Here is a 10,598-nt window from a genome sequence, read left to right as displayed (position 1 = left end):
CAATAAAATTAATCTTATATACAGTTTAAAATTAAATTATGAATTATGCAATTAGTTGTTTGATTTTATTTTGCATATCTTTCAAAATTATGGCAGAATTTTCAAACTTTTCACTTTCTTCACTATTTAATTGTGTTTCATATACTTTAATTGCACCATTTCTATTAATTAATGTTGGAACTCCAATATAAATATCATTTTGATTATATTCACCTTCTAAGTAGCTAGAAACTGGTAATACTACATTTTGATTTTTTAAAATTGCTTGTGTTATACGAACCAAGCCCATTGCTATACCATAATAAGTTGCACCTTTTGATTGGATAATGTCATATGCAGCATCTCTTGTATTCATAAATATTTCATCTATTCTATGTTGTTTATCAGGGTTATCTTTCAATGCTTGGTATATTGGTTTACCAGCAATATTAGCTTGTGACCACACTGCTAATTCAGAGTCACCATGTTCACCAATAATTTGTGCGTCCACACTCCATGGTGACACACCAAATTCTTGTGCTAGTTCAAATTTAAATCGTGCAGTATCTAGTATCGTACCAGACCCAATAACTTGTGATTTCGGTAAGCCTGAAACTTTTTGTGTTACATATGATAATACATCTACAGGATTAGTTGCTATAAGAAAAATACCATTAAATCCTGTGTTCATAATTTTTGTGACAATCTCTTTAAATATTTTTGTGTTTTTTTCTATTAAATCTAATCTAGTTTCACCTGGCTTTTGCGCAGCTCCTGCAGTAATAACAATTAAATCAGCATTACCACAATCTTCATAATTACCAGCTTTTACTTTAACAGGTGAATCACCATATGGTGCGCTGTGATTTAAATCTGCAACATCGCCTTTAACTTTCGCTTCATCTAAATCAATAATTACTAATTCATCAGCTAAGCCTTGTGCAACTAATGCAAATGCATAACTTGATCCAACTGCACCATCACCAATTAAAACTACTTTATTCCCTTTTTCAAATTTCATGTTCAATCGCTCCTTTTATTTCAAAGTAAATATTTCTAAAATTTAATGTGATTTTTTTCACAATATAAATATAACAATTATTATTTTAAAAATCAATGTTTATTGTGATTTTTTTCACATTATTTCTCATAAATAAAAAGAGCGTGAATAAAATCAACGTTAAATTACATTTATACACTCTTTTTATACGCAATTATTTAGTCATAACTTGAATAAATTGGATTTTAGTTAAATTACTTACTTCCATAAAACGATATTCATCATTTACTAAACGAACTATGACAGTTCATTTTCATCATGTACAATAAAACCAATGTTACTAGCACTATTATTAAGAAATGCTAGAATATAACGCATTACTTCATCTCTTTCAGGTTCATTATGTATTTCATGATTTAACCCTTTCCAAGCTTTAAAATACAGTTCTTCTGTTGCAATTTTTTCTTTAATTAAATACATCGTAGAAATATCTGAAACTTTATCTTCAAGTCCATACATTAATAATAAAGGAAGTGGTTTAATATCTTTTAAATGTGTAACGGTCTCTTTCATGATTTCTATGACTTGTTTATACCAATGATAAGTCACTTTCTGCAACATCAGTTGATCCTCTTTTGCTTCTTCAATAACTTCTTCATTTCGTGTTAAATCTTCAATCGTAATACCTATTTTAAACCTCGTATCTTTTGTTAATTTCCCCACATTCGATACAATTTTATCTTTTCTAGTTTTATTACTTTTCTTAAATTCTAACAATGGAGAAATCAACATTAGTCCTTCAATAGGCACATCCACTTTTTCAAGTAAATTTAAAATGATAAGTCCACCAAGGCCCACACCTAAAACATAAGTCGGCAGTTTATACTCATTAGCTATTCTAATCCACTCAAGGACATGCTCATGATATACTTCAAAGTTTGCTATTTGCCCTTTATTCGCACGCGTCGTTTGACCTTGACCAGGCAAATCACCCATGATTACATGGTAACCATTTCTACGTAGCATAGTTATAACATATGCATACCTACCTGTATGTTCGAGCATGTTATGGGCAATTACAATGACACCCTTAGCTTCATTTTCTGTTTCCCATTTCCACATATTCCATACTTCCCCTTCTACAATAATTTCAATAACTACATTGTATCAAAATATGATGTACTTTTTCCATTTTTAACGCATAAATTTTACCGTTATATGCTACTTCAACTTTATCATTAAATGTCATATTTAAAGCGTGAGTCAATGTTATCGTGTAGTATATAATATTTAGTGTAATAAATTTTATTGTAAACGATTTCATTACTATTCGATTCATGCTACACTATTATTGAAAGAACAGCTATTAGCAGAATGGGAGGAATTAATATGCCAATTGTGAAAAATTTTTTTATAGGATTATCTAACAATCCATTTTTAAATAAAGCAGCTAAGGAAATTGGTCCTATGTTCGGTGCCAAGAAAGTAGTTGCAGGGAATACTATTCCAGAATTAGTGGACACAATTGAACGTTTAAATAACAAAGGGATTACTGTCACAGTAGATTGTCTTGGTGAATTTGTTTTAAATGAAGGTGAGGCAATACAAGCAAAAGACCAAATATTAGAAGTGATGTACTCTATCTACAATCATAATTTAGATGGTCACATGTCTATCAAAATCAGCCATCTAGGTTCTGAATTTGACCTTGATCTTGCTTATCGCAATTTACGTGAAATATTACTTAAAGCTAACGAATTTGGTAATATGCATATTAATATAGACACTGAAAAATATAATAGCTTATTTGATATTACTCAAGTTTTAGACCGATTAAAAGGCGAATTTAAAAACGTGGGAACTGTTATACAAGGATATTTATATAAAGCGGATGCACTCGTTGATAAATATCCAGAATTACGATTACGTATGGTTAAAGGTGCGTACAAAGAAAATGAAAACATCGCGTATCAAACTAAAGAAGAAATTGACGATAATTACATACGCTTAATTAAAAAGCGACTGTTAAATGCGAAAAATGTCACTTCTATTGCTACACATGATGATGCTATCATCACACATATTAAACAATTCATTAAAGACAACAATATTGAAAAGGATAGCTATGAATTTCAAATGCTATATGGTTTCCGCTCAGAATTAGCAGAATCACTAGCGCGAGAAGGCAATCATTTCTGTATCTATGTGCCATATGGTGATGATTGGTTTAGTTATTTTATGAGAAGATTAGCAGAGCGTCCTCAAAATTTAAATCTGATGTTTTTAGAAATTATGAAACCAGAAGTGCTGAAAAAAACTGGGATAGTAGTTGGAGCATTATCAACCATTGGAGCAATTAGTGGATTGTTATACAAAAAATTTAAAAACTAGCAAACTTTCAAATTAAAAGTATGTAATTAAAATCGTTTTAAACATTATTTTAGATTAAAGAAATATAATACCAAAACTGTGAATGAAAGATTACAAACACGTACTAAGTAAATCATATTCGCAGGTATGCAAGAACAAAAATATAAAACATTAAGCTAAAAGAGAGCTCACCCATAGAGGTAAGCTCTCTTATTTTGAGCATAAGTAATTATATTACATACTACGTCATACTTTTAAAATTTTAAATTGTATGATTTCTATAACTACTCAATATTAAATTTCTTTAAATAAATTCGCCATTTCTATAGCACTTACTGCTGCTTCAGATCCTTTATTGCCTGCTTTTGTACCTGCACGTTCTACAGCTTGCTCGATATTCTCAGTAGTTAAAATTCCAAAAATAACTGGTGTATCCGAAACATCATTCGCTTTTGAAACACCCTTTGCCACTTCATTACATACATAATCATAATGTGACGTTGAACCTCTTATCACACATCCTAAAGTGATGACTGCATCATAATCACTTTTTTGAGCTAATTTTTTAGCTACTAATGGAATTTCAAAAGCACCAGGAACATATGCAACATCAATATTTTCTGCTGGTACCTCATGTCTAACTAAGGTATCTTTAACACCGTCTAACAAACGATTCGTAATGAAATCGTTAAATCTACTTACTACAATTGCTACTTTTAAATCTGATCCTATTAATTTACCTTCAAAATTCATGTTTTTTCCTCCTATATTAAATGACCCATTTTCTCTTTTTTTGTTTGCATATACGCTTGATTATATTGATTTGTAGGTATTACTAATTCAATTCTTTTAGCGATATCAATACCGTAATTTTCTAAACTTCCAAATTTTTTAGGATTATTACTTAATAAATTCACACGTTTAATACCTAAATATTTTAAAATTTCTGCAGCATATCGGTACTCTCTCAAGTCTTCATCAAATCCGAGCGCAATATTTGCAGTAACAGTATCGTAACCTTGTTCTATCAGTTCATAGGCTTTTAATTTATTAATTAAACCGATTCCTCTGCCTTCTTGAGGTAAATAAAGGATAACGCCTCCATGTTCATTAATATATTCCATAGAAGCAGCAAGCTGTTCACCGCAATCACATCTTTGACTATGGAATATATCCCCTGTTAAACAAGCAGAATGTATGCGCACATTCTCAGTTTCATTAATTTCACCATTCGCGATTGCTACAATCTCCTCGTTATCATTCGTGCTAAAACCATACATGTCAAAATCGCCAAATTCAGTAGGCATCTTTACTTTTGCTTTAGCTTCAATAGACGAAACAGATTGCTTTCTATATTTTTCTAAATCTTCGATAGAAATCATTACCAAATTATGTTTCTTTTTAAATGCTTCTAAATCGTCGCCTTTTGCCATTGTGCCATCGTCATTCATTATTTCACAAATGAGTGCTGCAGGTTTTGCACCAGTTAGTTTAGCTAAATCGACAGAGGCTTCAGTATGACCACGTCTAACCAACACACCATCATCTTGAGCTATTAATGGAAATAGATGGCCTGGTTTATTAAAATCTTCAGCTGTTGTACTATTATCGACTAATGCCTTCGCGGTGAGCATTCTTTCATCTGCACTGATACCTGTTGTTGTTTTAACATGATCGATACTTACAGTAAATTGCGTACCATAAACATCTGAATTATGGTTAACCATTGAATGAAGTTCTAAATCTTCAGCTATTTTTTTACTAATAGGCGCACAAATTAATCCTCTACCATATTTAGCCATAAAATTGACTGTATTATCATACATCCATTCTGTCACTGCTACTAAATCGCCTTCATTTTCTCTATTTTCATCATCTACTACAATGATACTTTTACCTTCTTTAAGTGATTCAAGTGCTAATTCTATACTGTCTAATTGCATTTTACCCCTCCTAGAATCCAAAAGCGCTTAGTTTTTCTAAAGTTAAACCTTTTTCACTATTGCCAACTATTTTTTCCACATATTTAAACAACATGTCTGTCTCAATATGTACAGGGTCTCCTATACGTTTTTGATTTAAAATAGTTGATCTTCTTGTTTCTGGTATAAGATGAATATCAAATTCTGTATCTCTTAATTGAAACACTGTCAAACTTACGCCATCTACAGTGATTGAACCTTGTTGTACCATTTGATTTATAATAGAAGTAGATGGTTTAATCGTTACAATTTTAGAATTATCTGAGTTTTGTATTCTAGTGATTTTAGCTACTTCATCTGTGTGGCCAAGTACAAAATGGCCACCAAATCTTCCCGTACCACTCATTGCTCGTTCTAAATTTACCTCAGTAGCTTGATTTAATTGATTTAGATAGGTTTTATTCTCAGTGCCTTTGATTACTTGGACTGAAAATGACTGATTATCAAATTGTATTACAGTTAAACATACACCGTTTACACTAATAGAATCACCAATATGCATGTCAGCTAAAATTGTCTTACAATCAATTGTTAAATTAACAACGGATTGTTGTGTTGTAACTTTTTTTATAGTGCCTATTTCTTCAACAATACCAGTAAACATAATTATTCACTTCTTTCGCAATTCTAATTTAATATTTTGCTCAAGCATTTTGGAATTTACAATTTCAAATTGAGGTACGTCTGATAAATTAAAGACATTTTCTGTTTTGAAAAATTGATAATCACCAGAACCACCTATTATTTTCGGGGCATAATATAAGATGAGCTCATTCGTATAGTTAGATTGAAGAAATTCTGAAGTAATCGTAGGGCCTGCTTCAACCAAAGCACTTCCAATCCCATATTGATATAACTGCTTTAAAATATTTTCAATCGTGCAATTCGAACAATATATAATTTCTATATTTGTATCTTCACTTTTTAAATTTTTATTTTCCGTAAAAATCCATATTGGTGTCATCGGTTGTTTAAATATGTCTAAGGTAAAATCTACTTGGCCAGATTTTGAAAGTATCACACGTATCGGTTGCTTACCTTCTTCAATCCTAGTAGTATATTGTGGATTGTCTGCATTTAATGTGCCAGTACCAGTGATAACTGCATCATGTTTATGTCTGAGCATAAATACATCTTGTTTAACAGTTTTATTAGTAATCCATTTACTTTCACCATGGTCAGTAGCTTGTTTACCATCTAAACTACAAGAGACTTTTACAGTAATTTCAGGGACGCCTTGTCGTTTAGTAATAAAAAAGTCTTTGTACAATGCTTCAGCCTCTGGCTTATGATGAAACTCAACTTTTATTCCAGCATTGTGCAAAATATCGTCACCTTTAGTCGATAATGTCGTATCTTTAACTGCATAAACAACTTTTGAAATACCAAATTCAATAATTTTGTTTACACATGGTGGTGTTGAACCATAGTGTGAGCAAGGTTCTAAAGATATATAAATTGTTGCTCCATTTGCAGCTTCTTTAGCCATATCTAAAGCTTGCACTTCAGCATGTTTATCACCTTTTCGTAAATGTGCACCGATGCCAACGATTCTACCTTGATTTACTACAACTGCACCTACTGGTGGATTTACGCCTGTCTGGCCATCAACCATTTGTGCCAATTGGATTGCGTAGTTTAAATATTGACTCATATAATCACCTCTTAATAATAAAAAAACACCTGAAATTGATTTCAGGTGTGGGATGTATTTAGATATAACATAATTTACTTAAATTTGAATACACTTCTCCAATTTTTAGAAAAATGTATGTTAAATAAACACTAAAAAAAGTGCTTTTTTGTTATACTTCATTCTTTCTCCCATCCAGACTATACTGTCGGCTCTAGAATTTCACTAGATCAGCCACACTTGTCAAAAACAAATGCAGGTCGCAGGCTTAATTTACTGCCGGTTGGGAATTTCACCCTGCCCCGAAAGAATATTTATGAAATTGTAATTGATGATTGAGTCAAAGTAACTTTATGAAAGCTACATCGTTATGTTACTATATATTTCAACAAAAAACAATTCATATTATCTAAGTCGGCTTTATTTATAAACAACCACTTTCCTATATCCTTAGACCAGCAGTGCGTATAAGCAATTTTTACAAAATCATTTTCAAAATATATTTTTCTAAATAATTACATAAGTAATTAAGCATTAAAACAATTTAAATATTTTTGCGTGTCTAGTTTAAATTAAAAAACAACTGTTATCCACCTTTATAAAATTGATAGCCTTATTCCATAATGTATACATATTTATATTCATTTACAAACATATTTCACTTACTGCTTAATTATATGAGCAATGTTCGTTTGAATGCTTCACTACAAATTTAATCATGCTTAGTGTCTAATAATTTTTCTACCACACTTACAGCTTGTTTTACTATCATCATAACGCCGTTACGTGATTGGTTAATCCCATTTGTAACTTGGCCTAAGGCAAACATGTTCTGTAGAGTACCGTAACGCGGACTTATAATTTGATTTGTTTCTGGAATGATTTGAATACCACCCAGTGGATGTGCTTGGACAACTTGTCTATTTTCTAAGTTTAGAATTAGTTGATCATCTTGGTCTAATTCTGATAAATGTGATTTTGAACCAGTAGCATTAATAACAATATCAAATTTATCAATCGCTTTAAAATCATCTTCATATTTAAAACAAAACTGCTGTCCGTCATATGTTACATCTTCCAACCCTTTTTTGATTTCGATTTGCCCATTTTCAATGTGGTCAATAATTAATTTTGCTGTACGCGGGGGCATTGGATTTGAATTTTCTTTTAATATTGATTGGTATTTTTCTAAAAATATCTTCTGGTCCTGTCTACTGAAACTATTCCAAATCCAATTTAGATTTTCTTTTGTTAATTCTAAAATACTTTGAAATCTCCCTAGCACATCGGCATGTTGTAAATCATATGTTAAATCTAAAATTGGATCTCCTTGTCTTCTGTGGACTAATTTCTCCACTGGAATATCATAATATTCACAGTCCTTTTTAAATAATGTTAATGCTTCCTCCAAAGGTACATTCCCAAAATATGCTTTTTTGATTTCATTAAAATTTTCTGGTGTAAGATATTTAAATTGAATTTCTGGCATATCTCCCCTAACACTAGGTAAATGACCTTTACGACTCGTCACAGTAATAGGTAAATTGGGATGATGTGCCGTTACAAATCGAATTACATCTAAACTTGCTAGTCCTGTTCCAATGATAGCAATTCTATCAGTACTATCAACCTCATTTAATGTGTCATATGTTGGGTAAGGTGTTTTTATGTAACCTGGTGTCCCTTTTAAATGATATGGGTCATGATAGGACATCGTACCGATCGTTAAAAATACGATATCATAACGTCGGCGTTTCTCTAGATTTTCAGAAGTACAAACAACATATTTAACATGCGTATCACCAATATTAGATTCTATAAAAACTTCCAAAACCTCTTCTTTGATCATATGAATATTACTATAGTGATTATGATATGTTTCCAAATAGTCTTTCATATAATGTCCAAAAATAAATCTAGGTAGATACTCAGGGTTAGAAAATTTAAATACGGATTGTTCTTGATACCATTCATAAAATTCCCGTTCATTATTCAAATTTAAGGACATTTGACTTGCAGGTAAATTGATTAATAATTGGTCGCTGTCATTTTGAAACGGCACGCCTTGTCCCATATTTTTAGGATTATCGTAAACGTCTATTTCCATTTGCTTGAATTCCTTATATTTTACCAATTCTTTCAACAAACTAACACCTGCTGTGCCCATACCAATGATAGCTAAACGCATTTCACTCATCCTTACTTTAATTAATTTATACATAGTATATCAATTATCGAATTAACATTACATATTAATGAATTATGCCACCATTATACAAAATTAATAAATATGTTAATATAAAAATGGTGTATCAAAAAATATTTCTAAAACATATAAGGGGTTAAAATATGAATTTTTTTTAAAGAATAATCTTTTTATTGATTGCAAGTTCACTTTTATTAGCAAGTTGTGATTTACCTGGTTTAGGTGGCGGTCAATCTAAAAACTCAGTTAAAATTTCTGCTTTAGCTACGAGTGAATCTCAAATCATGGCTTATATGCTCAAAGATTTAATTGAACATGATACAAACGGGAAAACTACTGGATCTATTATTAACAATTTAGGTTCAGCTACAATTCAACATAATGCATTGCTCCGTGGAGATGCTGATATATCAAGCACACGCTATACTGGCACTGATTTGGTTGGAGCTTTAGAACAACAACCCATTACAGATACTAAAAAAGCAATGTCTGTTACTCAAAAATTATTCAACCAAAAATTTAACCAAACGTTTTTCGACTCTTACGGATTTGAAAATACCTTTGCTTTTATGGTTACTAAAGAAACCGCAAAAAAATATGATTTACATACTGTTTCAGATTTAAAAAAGGTCAAAGACAAAGTTAGAGTTGGTACGGATACTACATGGATTAAGCGAGGCGGCGATGGTTATGCACCATTCCGTGAACATTATGGTTTTGGATTCAATGATTTAAAACCTATGCAAATTGGACTTGTTTATGATGCATTAAAAAATAACAAACTTGATGTTGCACTTGGTTATACAACAGATGGAAGAATTGCAGCCTATGATTTAGTAGTTCTTAAAGATGATAAAAACTTTTTTCCACCATATGATGCTAGTGCCGTTGCACCAAATGAATTACTACAAGAAAATCCACAAATTAAAAAATCCATTGCAAAATTAAATGATAAAATTAGTACTGAACAAATGCAAAAGCTTAATTATGAAGCAGATGGTGAGGGTAAAGAACCAGCAATTGTAGCCAAAAGTTTTTTAGAAAAACATAATTATTTCGAAGATGAAAACTAAATTTCAACATTACTTTATATGTGATATTAATCAATTAATGTTACTATAGTTACATAGTTAAGGAAGTGATTAAATGAAATTCATTTTAAAAGTCATATTATCGACGATCTTACTTTTTATATTATTTGGGCAAAAAAACAAAGCAAAATGAAATTAAACACTCAAGTAGCCTATGTCCTAAATGAATAATGCATTCACATTGTGCGTAAGTAAGTATACTTATATATTTATAAAACATAACTACGCTATTAATCCAATATCTAAATCAATAATTAAAGCATTCAAAAAGGACTAATCCACTTTCCTGATATGCTCCCTTCAAAGTAGACACTTAAAAATGTAAACTTTGAAGGGA

At 31.0% G+C, this 10,598-nt stretch carries 9 protein-coding genes and 1 riboswitch; of the genes, 2 read left to right on the top strand and 7 right to left on the bottom strand.

Features of this window, described 5'->3' with window-relative positions; all coding sequences use genetic code 11:
• Positions 1-43: 43 nt before the first annotated feature.
• On the bottom strand, positions 44-1,000 hold the full coding sequence (locus CD032_RS12430) for an L-lactate dehydrogenase (RefSeq protein WP_019467835.1): 957 nt from the start codon (positions 998-1,000) through the stop codon (positions 44-46).
• 276 nt (positions 1,001-1,276) lie between these two features.
• Positions 1,277-2,101, bottom strand: a complete 825-nt coding sequence (locus CD032_RS12425; protein ID WP_019467836.1) for an alpha/beta fold hydrolase — start codon at positions 2,099-2,101, stop codon at positions 1,277-1,279.
• A 267-nt stretch (positions 2,102-2,368) separates the two neighbouring features.
• Between CD032_RS12425 and CD032_RS12420 the strand changes: the two genes are divergently transcribed.
• Positions 2,369-3,370 carry a proline dehydrogenase family protein gene (locus CD032_RS12420; RefSeq protein WP_071562244.1) on the top strand — a complete coding sequence of 334 codons (1,002 nt, stop codon included), beginning with the start codon at positions 2,369-2,371 and terminating at the stop codon, positions 3,368-3,370.
• Between the two features lie 273 nt (positions 3,371-3,643).
• On the opposite strand, the gene ribH is transcribed toward CD032_RS12420, so the two are convergent.
• The 5 genes from ribH to CD032_RS12395 all read right to left on the bottom strand — a co-directional run bounded on the left by ribH (position 3,644) and on the right by CD032_RS12395 (position 9,152).
• The gene (gene ribH / locus CD032_RS12415) at positions 3,644-4,102 is read right to left on the bottom strand and encodes a 6,7-dimethyl-8-ribityllumazine synthase (RefSeq protein WP_019467648.1); all 459 of its coding nucleotides are present in this window, start codon (positions 4,100-4,102) and stop codon (positions 3,644-3,646) included.
• An 11-nt stretch (positions 4,103-4,113) separates the two neighbouring features.
• Complete coding sequence (locus CD032_RS12410) at positions 4,114-5,292, bottom strand: bifunctional 3,4-dihydroxy-2-butanone-4-phosphate synthase/GTP cyclohydrolase II (protein WP_019467649.1); 1,179 nt, start codon at positions 5,290-5,292, stop codon at positions 4,114-4,116.
• 10 nt (positions 5,293-5,302) lie between these two features.
• The gene (gene ribE, locus CD032_RS12405; protein ID WP_103211522.1) at positions 5,303-5,935 is read right to left on the bottom strand and encodes a riboflavin synthase; all 633 of its coding nucleotides are present in this window, start codon (positions 5,933-5,935) and stop codon (positions 5,303-5,305) included.
• Positions 5,936-5,941: 6 nt separating this feature from the next.
• Positions 5,942-6,985 (bottom strand): bifunctional diaminohydroxyphosphoribosylaminopyrimidine deaminase/5-amino-6-(5-phosphoribosylamino)uracil reductase RibD, encoded by a 1,044-nt coding sequence (gene ribD, locus CD032_RS12400; protein ID WP_019467651.1) that lies wholly within the window; start codon positions 6,983-6,985, stop codon positions 5,942-5,944.
• Positions 6,986-7,143: 158 nt separating this feature from the next.
• A riboswitch (FMN riboswitch) is annotated at positions 7,144-7,278 on the bottom strand.
• A 398-nt stretch (positions 7,279-7,676) separates the two neighbouring features.
• Positions 7,677-9,152: an FAD/NAD(P)-binding protein gene (locus CD032_RS12395; protein ID WP_040030095.1), complete on the bottom strand. Its 1,476-nt coding sequence runs from the start codon at positions 9,150-9,152 to the stop codon at positions 7,677-7,679.
• Positions 9,153-9,331: 179 nt separating this feature from the next.
• Between CD032_RS12395 and CD032_RS12390 the strand changes: the two genes are divergently transcribed.
• The gene (locus CD032_RS12390) at positions 9,332-10,243 is read left to right on the top strand and encodes an osmoprotectant ABC transporter substrate-binding protein (RefSeq protein ID WP_103211521.1); all 912 of its coding nucleotides are present in this window, start codon (positions 9,332-9,334) and stop codon (positions 10,241-10,243) included.
• The last annotated feature ends 355 nt before the right edge of the window (positions 10,244-10,598 follow it).

This window comes from Staphylococcus cohnii subsp. cohnii (assembly GCF_002902365.1).
GTDB classification, from domain to species: Bacteria; Bacillota; Bacilli; order Staphylococcales; family Staphylococcaceae; genus Staphylococcus; species Staphylococcus cohnii.
The sequence above is the reverse complement of the archived record's forward strand: the minus strand, read 5'-3'. Positions and strand labels throughout refer to the sequence as shown.

Bases quoted from the DNA above. Each gene is read 5' to 3' on its own strand.
- ribE (WP_103211522.1), bottom strand. From the start codon at position 5,935: ATGTTTACTGGTATTGTTGAAGAAATAGGCACTATAAAAAAAGTTACA.
- CD032_RS12410 (WP_019467649.1), bottom strand. From the start codon at position 5,292: ATGCAATTAGACAGTATAGAATTAGCACTTGAATCACTTAAAGAAGGT.
- ribH (WP_019467648.1), bottom strand. From the start codon at position 4,102: ATGAATTTTGAAGGTAAATTAATAGGATCAGATTTAAAAGTAGCAATT.
- ribD (WP_019467651.1), bottom strand. From the start codon at position 6,985: ATGAGTCAATATTTAAACTACGCAATCCAATTGGCACAAATGGTTGAT.
- CD032_RS12430 (WP_019467835.1), bottom strand. From the start codon at position 1,000: ATGAAATTTGAAAAAGGGAATAAAGTAGTTTTAATTGGTGATGGTGCA.
- CD032_RS12425 (WP_019467836.1), bottom strand. From the start codon at position 2,101: ATGTGGAAATGGGAAACAGAAAATGAAGCTAAGGGTGTCATTGTAATT.
- CD032_RS12420 (WP_071562244.1), top strand. From the start codon at position 2,369: ATGCCAATTGTGAAAAATTTTTTTATAGGATTATCTAACAATCCATTT.
- CD032_RS12395 (WP_040030095.1), bottom strand. From the start codon at position 9,152: ATGCGTTTAGCTATCATTGGTATGGGCACAGCAGGTGTTAGTTTGTTG.